The following is a 15,786-nucleotide window of genomic DNA, read 5'->3' as shown; positions in this document are numbered from 1 at the left end:
CGTCCTTGCCTGCGCCGGCCTCGAATCGGCCCGGCGGCCTTGCGTCTCTTGGTGTTTCCGTCGCACCGGCACGGCCGGCTTTCCCGCGACCGAACGCCGCGCCTCGACGTCTTTTCGCCCATGCAGCGGCGGCCTGCCGCCGGCCGGCCCTTCCGCTGCGGGAGAGCCCGTACCTGCGAAGAGCTCAAAAAAACCGCGGAACGCCGCCCTTGCCGGGTCGCAAGCCGATGCCGGCGCCATGGCTGAGCGGCATCGCGGGCGCCAGAACCCCCCATGCGCGCGGGGCTTATACGGGTTGCGGGCCTACGGTCAAAATGATTAGTTCCAAACGGCCATTGGCCGCCGGAAAGGCGCGCCAGATTGGCGCGATGTGATCGCGAAGCTGCCGGAGCGTGAGCGAGCACGGATCAGGGAGCGGAATTTCGATGGACAGCTTCGAGCTGAACAAGATCGCCGGTGCCATTCTCGGCACGCTTACCTTCACGCTCGGACTGAGTGTCCTCTCCGACATCATCTTCTCGCCCCACCACGCCGAGAAGCCCGGCTACGAGATCGCGGTGCAGGAAAGCTCGGGGGGCTCCGGCGAGGCGCAGGCCGCGACCGCCGACGTGCCGATCGCCGAGCTGCTGGCCAAGGCGAGCGCCGAGCGCGGCGCCACGGTCGCCAAGAAGTGCGCCGCCTGCCACAATTTCGAGGAAGGCGCCGGCCCCAAGGTTGGCCCCGACCTGTTCGGCGTGATCGGCCGACCGGTGGCCAGCGCACCGGGCTTTGCCTATTCCGCCGCACTGAAGGCTCATGGCGGCAACTGGACGTTCCAGGAGATTTCGGACTTCATCAAGAACCCGAAGGGCGACATCCCCGGCACTGCGATGGGCTTCGCCGGCCTTGCCAAGGAGACCGACCGGGCCGATGTGATCGTCTATCTTAATACGCTTTCGCACAGCCCGCAGCCGCTACCGGCGCCAGGAGCAGCCGCGCCAGCAGCCGCCCCCGCCGGCGAGAAGCCCGCGGAGAAGCCCGCGACCCCGTGAGGGCGCGGCGCATTCCGTTAGATGCCGTAACGTTTCACGATCACGTCAGGCCGGCGACGCTCTTGCGCGCCGGCCTTATTCTTATCCGATCGCCGCGCCCTTCTGCCTGTGCGCGGCCGATTGCCGTCCGGTCCGGCGCGTGGTCTTAAGAAACGCTCCCGCCCGCTGCCACCTCATGTGCCCAAGGACGCCGGAATGACGATGAGCCACACCGCAACCCGGATCTTCACCGCATCCGTGCTGACGACGTTGCTGGCGCTGCCGATACCGTTCTCCCATCCTGCGCTGGCCCAAAGCGCGCCGGCCGGCAGCGCCGAGCCCGTTCCGAACGCCGCCAGCCCGCAGGCGCCGCCCGCGGAAATGCCGGCGCCCTCCGCAGCCACGACCGGGACATCGCAGGAGCGGCAGTGGCGCCACGGCCTCGCCCTGCTGGGCAAGCCGAAATATCCGGCCGACTTCAAGCGCTTCGACTATGTGAACCCGGACGCGCCCAAGGGCGGGCTGCTCCGCCTTGCCGCCGACGGCACCTTCGACACGCTGAACGACATCCTGCCGCGCGGCAATCCGGCGGACGGAATGTCGCTGATCTATGATTCGCTGATGACCCCCGCCGCCGACGAGGTGGCCACCGAATATGGCCTCATCGCCGAATCCGTGAGCTTTCCAGCCGATTTCTCCTCGGTGACCTACCGGCTGCGTCCCGAGGCCAAATGGCATGACGGCACCCCGATCACGCCGGAAGACGTCATGTGGTCCTTCGAGGCAGTGACGAAGAACAACCCGCGCCAGGGCTTCTATTACAGCCACGTCAAAGGCGTGGAGAAGACCGGCGAGCGCGAGGTGACCTTCACCTTCGACCAGGCCGGCAATCGCGAATTGCCGCAGATCGTCGGCCAGCTCCGCATCATGCCCAAGCACTGGTGGACCGCGAACGGCGCCGACGGCAAGCCGCGCGACATCAGCCAGGGCACGCTCGAAATCCCGCTCGGCTCGGGCGCCTACAAGGTGAAGCAGGTGGTGCCGGGCCGCTCCATAGCCTTCGAACGGGTGCCCGACTATTGGGGCAAGGACCTGCCGGTGAATGTCGGGACCGACAATCTCGACGAGATCCGCTACGAATATTTCCGCGACGACACCGTGGAGCTGGAGGCCTTCAAGGGCGACCAGTTCGACTTCCGCATGGAAACCTCCGCCAAGAACTGGGCCACGGCCTATGATTTTCCGGCGGTGAAGCAGGGCAAGGTGGTGCTGGAGGAATTCCCCGACCGCGCCTCCGGCCAGATGCAGGCCTTCGTGCCGAACCTGCGCCGCGCCAAGTTCCAGGACCAGCGGGTGCGCCGGGCACTGAATGCCGCGCTCGATTTCGACGGCATGAACCGCACCCTGTTCTACGGCCAGTACAAGCGCACCTCGAGCTTCTTCCAGAACACCGAGCTCGCCTCCTCCGGCCTGCCGCAGGGCCGCGAGCTGGAGATCCTGCAATCGGTCAAGGACCAGATCCCGGACAGCGTGTTCACCGCCCCCTATGCCAACCCGCCGGAGGGCGGAGACGATGTGCGCCGCACCAATCTGCGCGAGGCGGCGCGGCTGCTGAAGGAAGCCGGCTATGAGGTGAAGGGCGGCAAGCTGGTGGGGCCGGACGGCAAGCCCTTCATCATCGAGATCCTGCTCGCCAACCCCGCCTTCGAGCGCGTGGCCCTGTTCTACAAGCCGACGCTGGAGCGGCTTGGCATCACGGTGAATGTGCGGGTGGTGGATTCCTCGCAATACATCAACCGCCTGCGCGCCCGCGACTTCGACATGATCATCGCCGGCTGGGGGCAGTCGCTCTCCCCGGGCAACGAGCAGCGCGACTTCTGGGGCTCGGCGGCAGCCGACCGCGAGGGTTCGGCCAATTATGCCGGCATCAAGGATCCCGGTATCGACGCGCTGATCGAGAAGGTGATCTACGCGCATAACCGCGACGATCTCGTCGCCGCCACCCATGCCCTCGACCGGGTGCTGCTGGCCCATGACTATGTGGTGCCGACCTGGAATTACCCATTCTACCGCACGGCGCGCTGGAACCGCTTCGGCCACCCCGAGAAGCTGCCGGAATATTCCTTCGCCTTCCCCACCATATGGTGGTGGGACAAGGACAAGGCCGCTGCCACCGGCCGGCCGTGAGGAAGCGACCGATGGACCGTGGCTCCCCGCTCCCGGCGCTGCCGGGCCTTACCCGCCGCGCCGCGCTCAAGGCCGGCGGGGCGCTGGCGCTTACCGGCCTGCTGCCCGCCGGCGCCCATGCCCAGACCACCGAGACCGGGCCGGAGCTGCACGGCCTCTCGGCCTTCGGCGACCTGAAATACGCCCCGGACTTCCCCGCCTTCGACTATGTGAGCCCGGATGCGCCGAAGGGCGGCACCTTCTCGCAGATCGGTCCGACCGCCGCCTACAACCAGTCCTTCAACACCTTCAATTCGCTGAACGGCTACATATTGAAGGGCGACGGGGCGCAGGGGCTCGACCTGATCTTCGACAGCCTGATGGTACGGGCGTTCGACGAACCGGATGCCGTCTACGGGCTGCTGGCCCGCTCGGTCGCGGTCTCGGCCGACGGCACGCTCTACCGCTTCCGCCTACGTCCCGAGGCGCGGTTCCATGACGGCTCGCGTCTCACCAGCGCCGACGTCGCCTTCTCGCTGCTGATGCTGAAGCTGAAGGGTCACCCCATCATCGCCCAGCAATTGCGCGACATGACCAGCGTGGCGGCCGAGGGCGAGGATGCGCTCGCCATCCGCTTCGCCGCCAAGCGGGCGCGCGACGTGCCGCTCTACGTGGCGACGCTGCCGGTGTTCTCGAAGGCCTATTACGCCGGCCGGCCCTTCGACCAGACAACCATGGAGCCCCCGCTCGGCTCGGGCCCCTATCGCATCGGCCGGTTCGAGGCCGGGCGCTTCATCGCCTATGAACGGGTGGCGGACTATTGGGGGCGCGACCTGCCGGTCAATCGCGGCATCAACAATTTCGACGTGCTGCGCTTCGAATATTTCCGCGACCGCGACATCGGCTTCGAGGCCTTCAAGGCGAAGTCCTACCTGTTCCGGCAGGAATTCACCTCCCGTACCTGGGCCACGGGGTATGATTTCCCCGCCTTCAAGGACGGGCGGGTGAAGCGCGAGAGCCTGCCCGACCAGACGCCCTCCGGCGCGCAGGGCTGGTTCCTCAATCTGCGCCGCCCGCAATTTTCCGATCGCCGGGTGCGCGAGGCGCTGTCCTATGCCTTCGACTTCGAGTGGACCAACCGCAACCTGATGTTCGGCCTGTATGAGCGGACCACCTCCTTCTTCGAGAACTCCGAACTGAAGGCCGAGGGCCCGGCCGGGCCGGACGAGCTGGCGCTGATCGAGACCGTCAAGGGGAAGGTGCCGCCGGAAGTGTATGACGAGCTGAAGGGCGAGCCCTGGTCGCCCCCGGTCTCGGATGGCTCCGGGCAGGACCGTGCGCTGCTGCGCCACGCCGTGCAATTGCTACGCGAGGCCGGCTGGAGCATCCGGGACGGTCGCCTCGCCAATGACAAGGGGCAGCCCTTCACCCTCGAATTCCTCGATGACGAGGGCTCGCTGGAACGCCACACCGCACCCTTCATCAAGAATCTCGGCACGCTCGGCATCGCCGCCTCGTTCCGGGTGGTCGATCCGGCGCAGTACCAGCAGCGGCTGAAGGAGTTCGACTTCGACGCCACGGTGCGCCGCTTTTCCGTCTCCACCTTGCCGGGTGAGGCGCTGCGTGCCTTCTTCGGCTCGCGGGCGGCGGCAACGCCGGGCTCGAACAACCTCTCCGGCATTGCGAGCCCTGCGGTGGACGCGCTGGTGGAAACCGTCATCGCCGCCCGCAGCCGCGACGAGCTGCGCTCCGCCTGCCGCGCGCTCGACCGCCTCCTGCGCGCCGGACGCTACTGGGTGCCGCAATGGTATAGCGGCCAGCACCGCATCGCCTATTGGAACGTGTTCGCCCGGCCCGACAAGCCGGCGCCCCGCTATGACCGCGCCATCCCCTCCTCATGGTGGGCGAAGCCCGACGCGCCCGAGCCGGAACCCGAGCCACCGCCCGCCTCCGCGCCCGACACTCCGCCGCCCGGTTGACGACGCGCCGCGCCGGGGCTTCCGGCGATTGACGGCGCCGGATCGCCCCGCCACCTTTGTACGTCCCCCGGCAGGATGCCCCAACCGCATGCTCGCTTACATCGTCCGCCGCATCGCCCTGATGATCCCGACCATCATCGGGATCATGCTGGTGTCGTTCATCGTGGTGCAGTTCGCCCCCGGCGGGCCGGTGGAGCGCGTCATCGCCCAGCTCACCGGCGAGGGTTCGGATGCCACGGCGCGTATTTCCGGACAGGGCGGGGATTTCGGCGCCTCCCGTCAGGGCGCGCCCTCGGGCGATCCGGTCTCATCGAAATATCGCGGCGCGCAGGGTCTGAACCCGGATTTCATCCGCGAGCTGGAGAAGCAGTTCGGCTTCGACAAGCCGGCCTATGAGCGCTTCGGCCTGATGCTGTGGAACTACATCCGCTTCGACTTCGGCCGGTCCTATTTCCGCGACATCTCGGTCATCGACCTCATCAAGGAGAAGATGCCGGTTTCGATCTCGCTCGGCCTGTGGATGATGCTGCTGAGCTATTCGATCTCGATCCCGCTCGGCATCGCCAAGGCAGTGCGCGACGGCTCGCGCTTCGACATCTGGACCTCGGGCATCATCATCATAGGCTATGCGGTGCCGAGCTTCCTGTTCGCGATCCTGCTGATCGTGCTGTTCGCCGGAGGCTCGTTCTTCTCGCTGTTCCCGCTGCGCGGCCTCACCTCCGACAATTGGGACCAACTCTCGCTCGGCGGCAAGATCGTCGACTATTTCTGGCACCTCGTGCTGCCGATCGTCTCCATGGCGCTCGGCGCCTTCGCCACCACCGCGCTGCTGACCAAGAACTCGTTCCTCGACGAGATCCGCAAGCAATATGTCGTCACCGCGCGGATGAAGGGCCTGTCGGAGCGACGGGTGCTCTATGGCCATGTGTTCCGCAATGCGATGCTCATCGTCATCGCCGGCTTTCCGGGCGCCTTCGTCTCGGCCTTCTTCACCTCCTCGCTGCTGATCGAAACCATCTTCTCGCTGGACGGGCTCGGCCTGCTCGGTTTCGAGAGCGTGCTGAACCGCGATTATCCGGTGGTGTTCGCCACGCTCTACATCTTCTCGCTGCTCGGCCTCGTGGTCGGGCTCATCTCGGACCTGACCTACACCTGGGTCGATCCGCGCATCGACTTCGAGACGCGGGAGGTCTGAATGGACGCGACCGTGCCGGTCGAAGCCACCGCGACGCTGCCGCCCGCCCCGCGACCGGGCCGGCTCTCGCCGATCAACCAGCGCCGGCTCGCCAATTTCCGCCGTAACCGGCGCGGCTGGTGGAGCTTCTGGATCTTCCTGGTGCTGTTCATCGCCAGCCTGTTCGCGGAGTTCATCGCCAACGACAAGCCGTTCCTCGTCAAATATGACGGCGCCTATTACGTGCCGGCGCTGCGCCACTACGCGGAGACCACCTTCGGGGGCGATTTCGAGACCGAGGCGGATTATCGCGACCCCTATCTGCAGAAGCTGATCGCGGAGAAGGGCGGCTACATGGTGTGGCCGCCGATCCGCTACAGCTACGACACCCATAATCTCGACCTGCCGACGCCGGCGCCTTCGCCGCCGACCTGGATGCTGAGCGCCGACCAGTGCCGGCCGGTGGCGGAGAAGAAGGGATTCGCCGGCAGCGGCAATCCGTGCGACGCCCTGGAATGGAACTGGCTTGGCACCGACGACCAAGGCCGCGACGTGCTGGCCCGGCTGATCTACGGCTTCCGCATCTCGGTGCTGTTCGGCCTGACGCTCACCATCATCTCCTCGGTGGTCGGCGTCACGGCCGGCGCGATCCAGGGCTATTTCGGCGGCTGGACCGACCTCCTGTTCCAGCGATTCATCGAGATCTGGACCGCGATCCCCTCGCTCTATCTGCTGCTGATCATCTCCTCCGTGCTGGTGCCCGGCTTCTGGGTGCTGCTCGGCATCCTGCTTTTGTTTGAATGGGTGGCTCTCGTCGGACTGGTGCGGGCCGAATTCCTGCGCGGGCGCAATTTCGAATATGTGCAGGCGGCCCGCGCGCTCGGCGTCTCGAACCCGGTCATCATGGCCCGGCACCTGCTGCCCAACGCGATGGTGGCGACGCTCACCATGCTGCCCTTCATCGTCTCGTCCTCGGTGATGACGCTGACGGCGCTGGACTTCCTCGGCTTCGGCCTGCCCCCCGGCTCGCCCTCGCTCGGCGAATTGCTGGCGCAGGGCAAGGCGAATGTGCAGGCCCCCTGGCTCGGCCTCACCGGCTTCTTCACGGTGGCCTTCATGCTGAGCCTGCTGATCTTCATCGGCGAAGGCGTGCGCGACGCCTTCGACCCGCGGAAGACCTTCCGGTGAAGGAACCTGTGCCGGTGAAGGAACCGATGACAGAACCGACGACAGCCCCCCTGCTCTCCGTCCGCGACCTGTCCGTCGCCTTCGCCCGCGAGGGATCGACGGCGCTGGCGGTCGATCATGTGTCGTTCGACATTCAACGCGGCGAGACGCTGGCGCTGGTGGGGGAAAGCGGATCCGGCAAGTCGGTGACGGCGCTCTCCATCCTCAAGCTGCTGCAATATCCGGCCGCCTCGCATCCGTCCGGGCAAGTGCTGTTTGAAGGCAAGGACCTGCTCGCCATGAGCGAGCGGGAGATCCGTTCGGTGCGCGGCAACGACATCACCATGGTGTTTCAGGAACCCATGAGTTCGCTGAACCCGCTGCACACCGTTGAGCACCAGATCGTCGAGATCCTGGAGCTCCATGGCCGCCTGCGCGGGGCGGCGGCCCGCAAGCGGGTGATCGAACTGCTCACCGAGGTCGGCATCCCGGAGCCCGAGACGCGGCTCGGCTCCTATCCGCACCAGCTCTCCGGCGGCCAGCGCCAGCGCGTGATGATCGCCATGGCCCTCGCCAACGAGCCCAGGCTCCTGATCGCCGACGAGCCGACCACCGCGCTCGACGTGACGGTTCAGGCGCAGATCCTGAAGCTGCTGAAGGACCTGCAGACCCGCCTCGGCATGACCATGCTGTTCATCACCCATGACCTCGGCATCGTGCAAAAAATCGCCGACCGGGTCTGCGTGATGAAGAGCGGGCGCATCGTCGAGCACGGCTCCGTGCGCGACGTGTTCGGCGCCCCTCAGCACCCCTATACGCGCGCCCTGATCGCCGCCCAGCCCAAGGGCGAACCGGCGCCGAGCCAGCCCGACGCCCCGCTCATCATGGAGACGAAGGACCTCAAGGTCTGGTTTCCGATCAAGCGCGGCGTGCTGCGGCGCACGGTCGGCCATGTGAAGGCGGTGGACGGCGTGTCCCTCGCCATCCACCGCGGCGAGACGCTGGGCGTGGTCGGCGAGAGCGGATCGGGCAAGACCACGCTCGGCCTCGCGCTGCTGCGGCTGATCTCCTCGCGCGGCCCCATCGTCTTCATGGGCCAGCCGATCGACGCCCTCGGCTTCAAGGCGATGCGCCCGCGCCGCAACGCGATGCAGGTGGTGTTCCAGGATCCGTTCGGCTCGCTCTCCCCGCGCATGTCGGTGGCGGACATCGTCGGCGAGGGCCTGCGCGTCCACATGCCGAAGCTTTCCGAGGCCGAGCGCGAGGCGAAGGTGATCGCCGCCCTGCGCGATGTCGGTCTCGACCCCGAAACCCGGCACCGCTACCCGCACGAATTCTCCGGCGGCCAGCGCCAGCGCGTCTCGATCGCCCGCGCCATCGTGCTGGAGCCGTCTTTCGTGGTGCTGGACGAGCCGACCAGCGCGCTCGACATGATCGTGCAGGCCCAGATCGTCGACCTGCTGCGCGACCTGCAGAAGCAGCGCGGCCTGACCTATCTCTTCATCAGCCACGATCTGCGCGTGGTCTCGGCGCTGGCTTCGCGCATCCTCGTCATGCGGGGCGGCAAGGTGGTGGAGGAAGGCGACAGCCGCAGCATCTTCCGCAATCCGCGCGAGGCCTATACCAAGGCGCTGTTCGCTGCCGCCTTCAATCTCGATACCGCCAGCGAAAAGGCCACGACGTGAATCAACGGGTGGGCATGCCGCGCTTTACCGAACAGATCGCCGATACGCCGGTGGAGGTGGAGCTCTCCAGCCCGCGCCTGCTGGGCGACGGCTTCCGGCCCTATGACCGCTTCGACGTGACCCTCGCCGGACGGGGTGGCACGCCCGTTTCCTATGATCGCGACGTGCTGCGGGTGGGCAATGTCGCCGCCGTTCTGGCCTTCGACCCGGTGCTGGATTGCTTCGTGCTGATCCGCCAGTTCCGCCTGCCTGCGCATCTCGCCACCGGGCGTGGCGGCAGCGTCGAGATCGTCGCCGGCGGGATCGAGCCCGGCGAGGCGCCGGATCGGGCGGCGATCCGCGAATGTATCGAGGAGATCGGCGTCGCCCCCCGCGCCCTCCTGCCGATCTACCGCTTCATGCCCTCCCCCGGCTGCTCCGACGAATACGCCAATGTCTTTCTCGCCCTGGTCGACGCCGCGACGGTACCCTGCGAGGCGGGCGCGGCAAGCGAACAGGAGCACACTCGCCCCCTTCTGGTGCGCACCGGCGATGCTCTCGCCGCACTGGCCGCCGGCACGATCGGTAATTCCTTCCTGATGACCGCGTTGCAATGGTTCGCGCTCAATCGCGAGCGGGCGGACGTGCGGGCCTTTGTGGAGGAGCGGTCATGAACGGCGCCATCCTCGTCGCTGCCACCGGACTCGATGCCGCGAACTGGGCGGAACGCTTCCGCGTGCTGGCGCCGGAGCAGGACATCCGGCTGTGGCCCGACGCCGGCGACCTCTCCCAGATCACCTATGCCTGCGGCTGGAAGCCGGAGCCCGGCACGCTGGCCGCGCTGCCAAACCTGAAGGTGCTGTTCTCGCTGGGCGCGGGCGTCGATTCGCTCATCGCCGATCCGGCCCTGCCGCCCGAGGTGCCGCTGGTCCGCGTGGTGGATTCCGACCTCACCATCCGCATGTCGGAATATGTGGTGCTGAACGTGCTGGCCCATCACCGCCGCCTGCCCCGCGCTCTGCTCGACCAGCGGGCACGGCAGTGGAATCAGCACGACCAGCCCTCCGCGCCTGCCGTGCGGGTCGGCATCATGGGCATGGGCGAACTCGGCCGCGACGCCGCGCACAAGCTCGTCATGATGGGTTTCACGGTTTTGGGTTGGAGCCGCTCGGCCAAGCAGCTCACCGGCATTCGCTACTTCACCGGCGAGGCCGAATTGCCGGCGTTCCTCGCCGAGACCGACATTCTCGTGGTGCTGCTTCCGCTGACGCCGGAGACGCGCGGCATCATCGACGCGGAGCTGCTGCGTCAGCTCCCCCGCGACGGCGCGCTCGGCGGGCCGGTGCTGATCAACGCCGGGCGCGGCGGCCTGCAGAATGAGCCGGAGGTCATCGCCGCGCTGACCGACGGCACTTTGCTCGCCGCCTCGCTCGACGTGTTCGAGACCGAGCCGCTGTCCGAATCCAGCCCGCTCTGGGACCTGCCCAATGTGCTGCTGACGCCCCACATGGCGGCCGACCCCGACCCCGACCGGCTGTTCCGCGCCATTCTCGAACAGATCCGCCGCTTCGAGACGGGCGAACCCTTGCAGAACGTGGTGGACCGCTCAGTCGGCTATTAGAGCCCTTTGCGATCGGGTGGAATCACCTGATCGACGAGAAAGTGCTCTCGCGTCAAACGATCTGACCAACCAGCCGCTTTACGGTCCGCACCGGTGCCGACGCCGATGCGATGCGGGCCAGCGCGGCGCCAAGCGGCTCCCGCACGACCGCCATGAAATACGCGGTGGCGTGCAGCAGGGTGTCGGCGTCCTCCACCATGCCGACATGGCCCGGCCAGAAGACGAGATCGCCGCGCCGCAGCACCGAGATGTCGCCGTCGAAGTCGACCGGTTCGCCGAGCGCGGCCTCCTGCATGTCGCTGTCGCGCGGGCAGGCGACGCCGCAGGCGTTGAGCGCGGTCTGGACGAGGCCGGAACAATCCAGGCCCTGGCTTGAGCGCCCGCCCCATAGATAGGGCAGCCCGAGGAACCGCGCCGCCACCGCGACCGGATCGGCCTCGAAACGATCGAGCGGGGCGAGGTGGTCGGCAAAGATGTGGAGCCCGCTATCGGTTACGAGGAAGCGGTCCTTCTCCCGCACGATGCTGACGCGGGCGCCGAAGGGCAGCAGTGCTTCCGGCGGCAGCTTGATGCTGGGTCCGGGAAAGGCCGGCGTCGACATAGCCGCCACCTTGTGAGTGACCGCAGCCCCCGGCGCCACCAGCGCCTCGGCCGGCATGAAGCCGACATAGCCATCGGCATCGAGCTGGCCCCACGCCCAGCCCTCGCCGTCGATCTCGTAGATGGTGGCGGTCTCGCCATAAATGGCCTCGGTCACGAGGCTCGCCATCGGGTTCGGCTCCTTGCGCAGCGCGGCGCGGGGCCAGACCACGCGCTGCACAGTTCCCTCCACGAAGCGTGGCGCTTCCACCCGGTCGCGCAGCGATGCGGCGGCAAGATCCGGGCGGGCAGGCGTCAGGCGGGGGTCGAAACCGGTCATGGAGGACGTCTCATCGCGGGAGATTGCGGGCGACATCAACGACCAGGTCGCCGAGCCGCTCCAGATAAAGCGCGCCTTCCACCGTGCGCTGGATGATCACGTTGCGCCGGTCGGCCTCGTCGCGGCGGCGCGACACCAGCCGCAGCTCGCCCATCGTGTCAAGCGCACGGGTGATGACGGGCTTTGTCACGCCGAGCCGCACGGCAAGGCCGCGCACCGTGTGGGGCGGAGCATCGAGATAGACGGTAAGCAGGATGGCGAGTTGGCGCGGCGAGAGGTCGGGCTCGGCGTCGCGCACCTGTGCGAGCGCCAGCTCCTGGAGCAGGCGCAGCGCCTGGGACGGACGCATCTCGACGGCCATCGCGCACACCCTCTGCGCCGGAGGAGACCGGCGCGATCATTACGGAGACGTATTGTTCGCCCCATCATGGCCGGCGCAAGGCAATGAAATCTTAATGCGGCGCTTTTCGCTTGCTCAGCCGTAGCGCTCGGCGATCAGTGCATCGAGTGCACGGATGGTCTGCGCCTCGCCGCCTTCGGGCCGCCCCGGCCGGGCCGACGGGTTCCAGGCATAGATGTCGAGATGCAGCCACGAGGAGGCCCGTTCGACGAAGCGCTTTAGGAACAGCGCCGCCGTTATGGAGCCGGCGAAACCGGAGCCCGGCGCGTTGTTGATGTCCGCAATCGGGCTGTCGAGCATGGAGGCGTAAGGCTGCCAGAGCGGCATCCGCCACAGCGGATCGGCCTGCGCCGCGGCGTGGCGGGCGAGCGTGGCGGCCAGCGCCTCGTCATCGGTATAGGCGGGGGGAAGCTGGGGGCCGAGCGCGACGCGGGCGGCGCCGGTCAGCGTCGCGAAGTCGATCATCAGTTCGGGCGCTTCCTCGTCGGCATAGGCCAGCGCATCGCCCAGCACGAGCCGGCCCTCGGCATCGGTGTTGCCGATCTCGACGGTGAGGCCCTTGCGGGACGGGAGGATGTCGCCAGGCCTGAAGGCAAGACCGGAAATCGCGTTCTCGACGGCCGGAATCAGCAGGCGCAGCCTGACCTTCAATCCACGCGCCATGATCATGCGGGCAAGGCCCAGGGCGTTGGCCGCCCCGCCCATGTCCTTCTTCATCAGCAGCATGCCGCTCGACGGCTTGATGTCGAGGCCGCCGGTGTCGAAACACACGCCCTTGCCGACCAGCGTCACCTTCGGCGCGTCCGCCGGGCCCCAGGTCAGGTCGATCAGCCGCGGCGCCCGCGGGCTCGCCTTGCCGACCGCGTGGATCATCGGGAAATTGGCGGCGAGCAGGTCATCGCCAGCGATCACCGCGACCTCGGCGCCGAAGGCGGAGGCGACGTTGCGCACCGCATCCTCCAGTTCCGCGGGGCCGAGGTCATTGGCCGGCGTGTTGACGAGATCGCGGGTCAGGGCGACCGACTCGGCGGTCCGGCGCAGCGCAGCGACGTCCACCCCGGCCGGCACCACGAGCCGGGCGCGCGCACCCTTGCGGGTGCGGTAGCGCTCGAAGCGATAGCCGCCGAGGGCAAAGGCAAGCGCGGCAAGCGACGGGTCCGCCACTGCGTTGGCGAAGCGGTAGTCGCCCGCCGGCAGGCTGGTCGCGAGCTTGCCGCAGCCGAGCGGATCGGCCTCCGGATCGAAACCGAACAGCACGCCCCCGACCCCGCCCTCGGAGTCGGGCAGCACCTGCACCGCACCCGGATCGCCACGAAACCCGCAGGCTTCGGCGAAGGCGAATTGCGCGGCCGGCAACGGGCCGCTGGCCATCCGCCAGTCCTTGCGGGTCACGCACCAGATCGGGCGCACATTCAGGGCTTCGGAAGCGGGGATGAGGCGATCGGTCATGAACGGCTCCGCAACGGGCACGAGATCGGCAGATGAGGAAGGCTGAGATCAGGGGATGGCGAGCTCGAAGCCGCCCTCGCCCACCACATAGACCGCGCCCTGCCGCACCGGGAGTTCCGCGGCCTCCGCAGCCGGCATGCCGGCCAGCGCGTGCAGCACCACCCGCACCACGCCGCCATGGGTTACGACGACGCTGTCCTGCTTCAGCTCGGCCAGCGCCGGCAGCACGCGCATGCTCAACATCGCGAAGCTCTCGCCATCGGGCGCCACAAAGTTCCAGGGGTCGGCGTCGCGGACAGCGAGGTTCTCCGGCTCGCGGCGGCGCAGTTCGGGCCAGCTCATGCCCTCCCAGCGTCCATAGCGAATCTCGCGGAAACGGTCGTCGCGGGCGAAGTCGTCCGGCCTGAGGCCAAGCGTGGCTCGCAGGATCGCCATGGTGCCGGCGGTGCGCTGGAGCGGGCTCGACACGTAGAACAGGCGACCGGGATCGCGGTCCATCTCCTGGATCACCCGCGCGCTGGTCACCGCCTGCTCGCGGCCGAGATCGTTGAGCGGGATATCCTTGCCGCCCTGCAGCCGCCCGGCAAGGTTCCAGTCGGTCTCGCCGTGCCGGACCAGATAGATGCGCGGGCGGCTCATCTGATGGGAATGGTGTGGGTGTAGCTGCGGCCGAGCGGAGGATAGGCCACGCGCACGGTGATGCTGTCGCCGCCAGCACCGGGGAAGCCCTTGTAGAAGATTCGTGCCCCCTCGACCTGCCGGCCGACGCACAAGCGCGAGCCGGCATCGGTGCCGGTGGCGGTGAAGCCGCCGATATCGGTACGCAGGCGCCCGGTGCGCGGGCCCTTCAGCACGGTGATCGTCGGCACCTGTCCCATCTGGCACAGCCGGTCCACCGTGCCGGCCGCGAAGATCAGCGACGAGGAACCGCCGCCGGTGACGAAGGCGAACCGATCCGGTCCGTTGCGGCCCGTGCTGGGGCTCACATAATTCGGGAAGACCAGCCCGCCGAAACCGAAGATGCGGTTGATGAGCGGATATTGCTCGAAGGTGGGTGGCGGCCCGCGATCGAGACCGGGACCGGTGCCGGGAGGCGCGGCCAGCGAGGGATCGCCCGAACCGGGCGGCGGGCGCACCACGATTGAGGGCGTCTGCGCCGAGGCGGCGCCGCTCCCCAGCAGCGCCGCGGCCAGAAGAGCGGCCTTCAGGCCAAAGAAGACAGGATTGATCCGGCCGGATGCCATGCTTTTCCCCATGAAGGCCTCACGACGAGCAGTCCGCGTCCGTCCAGCCCTCCCCGCTCAGTCGCGGTCGAGAGTGAGGTCGGGCGCTTCGGGATTCTTCATGCCGACGACATGATAGCCGGCATCGCAATGATGGACCTCGCCCGTGACGCCGCGGCCGAGATGGGAGAGCAGATACATGCCGGTATCGCCCACCTCGTCGATGGTGACGGTACGGCGCAGCGGCGCGTTCAGCTCGTTCCACTTCAGGATGTAGCGGAAATCGCCGATGCCCGAGGCGGCGAGCGTCTTGATCGGGCCGGCCGAGATGGCATTGACGCGGATGTTCTTCGGGCCGAGATCGGCGGCGAGATAACGCACGCTCGCTTCCAGCGCAGCCTTGGCGACGCCCATGACGTTGTAGTGCGGCATCCACTTCTCGGCGCCGTAATAGGTCAGCGTCAGCATCGAACCGCCATCGGCCATCAGCTTCTCGGCGCGCTGGGCCACCGCCGTGAAGCTGTAGCACGAGATCAGCATGGTCTTGCTGAAATTCTCCGCCGTGGTGTCGACATAGCGGCCGTCGAGCTCGTTCTTGTCGGAGAAGGCGATGGCATGGACCAGGAAGTCCAGCCCGCCGAGCTGGCGCTCGGTCTCGGCGAATACCGCGTCGATGGTCGCCGGGTCGGTCACGTCGCAATGGCCGACGATCGCCGCGTCCAACTCCGCGGCCAGCGGCTCGACGCGCTTGCGCAGCGGCTCGCCCTGATAGGTGAAGGCGAGCTTGGCGCCCTGCGCGGCGGTCGCCTTGGCGATCCCCCATGCGATCGAGCGATTATTCGCCACGCCCATAACCAGGCCGCGCTTGCCGCTCATGAGGCCCGAGGCCTTGCCCACTTCCGTCACGCCGCGCTCCGTCACACACTGTCCCCCTAGGGACCGCCCCCATTTGGGAAGGGTTCCTATCGCACAGCAGCGAAAGCCGCTCAAGCGAGGCGCGCGGCAGGGCGGTGG

At 67.7% G+C, this 15,786-nt stretch carries 14 protein-coding genes; 8 read left to right on the top strand and 6 right to left on the bottom strand.

Translation table 11 applies throughout. The annotated features are described in order from the left end of the window. Positions 1-425: 425 nt before the first annotated feature. The 8 genes from MWN34_RS09360 to MWN34_RS09325 all read left to right on the top strand — a co-directional run bounded on the left by MWN34_RS09360 (position 426) and on the right by MWN34_RS09325 (position 10,781). On the top strand, positions 426-1,031 hold the full coding sequence (locus tag MWN34_RS09360; RefSeq protein ID WP_247028715.1) for a c-type cytochrome: 606 nt from the start codon (positions 426-428) through the stop codon (positions 1,029-1,031). Between the two features lie 360 nt (positions 1,032-1,391). Next, a complete protein-coding gene (locus MWN34_RS09355) occupies positions 1,392-3,197 on the top strand; it encodes an extracellular solute-binding protein (RefSeq protein WP_247028855.1) in 1,806 nt (601 codons plus the stop codon). Positions 3,198-3,208: 11 nt separating this feature from the next. After that, positions 3,209-5,155 (top strand): extracellular solute-binding protein, encoded by a 1,947-nt coding sequence (locus MWN34_RS09350; RefSeq protein ID WP_247028714.1) that lies wholly within the window; start codon positions 3,209-3,211, stop codon positions 5,153-5,155. A gap of 88 nt (positions 5,156-5,243) precedes the next feature. Continuing rightward, on the top strand, positions 5,244-6,350 hold the full coding sequence (locus MWN34_RS09345; protein ID WP_247028713.1) for a microcin C ABC transporter permease YejB: 1,107 nt from the start codon (positions 5,244-5,246) through the stop codon (positions 6,348-6,350). Then, positions 6,351-7,517 (top strand): ABC transporter permease, encoded by a 1,167-nt coding sequence (locus MWN34_RS09340; protein ID WP_247028712.1) that lies wholly within the window; start codon positions 6,351-6,353, stop codon positions 7,515-7,517. 26 nt (positions 7,518-7,543) lie between these two features. Continuing rightward, a complete protein-coding gene (locus MWN34_RS09335; protein ID WP_247028711.1) occupies positions 7,544-9,181 on the top strand; it encodes an ABC transporter ATP-binding protein in 1,638 nt (545 codons plus the stop codon). Then, on the top strand, positions 9,178-9,834 hold the full coding sequence (locus MWN34_RS09330) for an NUDIX domain-containing protein (protein ID WP_343311924.1): 657 nt from the start codon (positions 9,178-9,180) through the stop codon (positions 9,832-9,834). Before MWN34_RS09335 ends, MWN34_RS09330 begins: the two co-directional genes overlap by 4 nt. Continuing rightward, positions 9,831-10,781, top strand: coding sequence for a 2-hydroxyacid dehydrogenase (locus MWN34_RS09325; RefSeq protein WP_247028710.1), 951 nt, complete (start codon positions 9,831-9,833; stop codon positions 10,779-10,781). Before MWN34_RS09330 ends, MWN34_RS09325 begins: the two co-directional genes overlap by 4 nt. Before the next feature lie 52 nt (positions 10,782-10,833). Here MWN34_RS09325 and MWN34_RS09320 read toward each other — a convergent pair whose 3' ends face one another. From MWN34_RS09320 to fabI, 6 genes are all read right to left on the bottom strand, one after another. After that, complete coding sequence (locus MWN34_RS09320; protein WP_247028709.1) at positions 10,834-11,700, bottom strand: C40 family peptidase; 867 nt, start codon at positions 11,698-11,700, stop codon at positions 10,834-10,836. Positions 11,701-11,710: 10 nt separating this feature from the next. After that, positions 11,711-12,061: a MarR family transcriptional regulator gene (locus MWN34_RS09315; protein WP_247028708.1), complete on the bottom strand. Its 351-nt coding sequence runs from the start codon at positions 12,059-12,061 to the stop codon at positions 11,711-11,713. Between the two features lie 114 nt (positions 12,062-12,175). Beyond that, a complete protein-coding gene (locus MWN34_RS09310) occupies positions 12,176-13,549 on the bottom strand; it encodes a leucyl aminopeptidase family protein (RefSeq protein WP_247028707.1) in 1,374 nt (457 codons plus the stop codon). A 48-nt stretch (positions 13,550-13,597) separates the two neighbouring features. Further along, positions 13,598-14,188, bottom strand: a complete 591-nt coding sequence (locus tag MWN34_RS09305; RefSeq protein WP_247028706.1) for a histidine phosphatase family protein — start codon at positions 14,186-14,188, stop codon at positions 13,598-13,600. Further along, positions 14,185-14,793, bottom strand: a complete 609-nt coding sequence (locus MWN34_RS09300) for a hypothetical protein (RefSeq protein ID WP_247028705.1) — start codon at positions 14,791-14,793, stop codon at positions 14,185-14,187. The genes MWN34_RS09305 and MWN34_RS09300 overlap by 4 nt, the downstream gene beginning before the upstream one ends. Before the next feature lie 57 nt (positions 14,794-14,850). After that, on the bottom strand, positions 14,851-15,669 hold the full coding sequence (gene fabI, locus MWN34_RS09295; RefSeq protein ID WP_343311926.1) for an enoyl-ACP reductase FabI: 819 nt from the start codon (positions 15,667-15,669) through the stop codon (positions 14,851-14,853). Between the last annotated feature and the right edge of the window lie 117 nt (positions 15,670-15,786).

The sequence above is a fragment of the Ancylobacter crimeensis genome, from assembly GCF_023016805.1.
Lineage (GTDB): Bacteria > Pseudomonadota > Alphaproteobacteria > Rhizobiales > Xanthobacteraceae > Ancylobacter > Ancylobacter crimeensis.
Note: the sequence above shows the minus strand (reverse complement) of the source record. Positions and strands in the feature narration are given on the sequence as shown.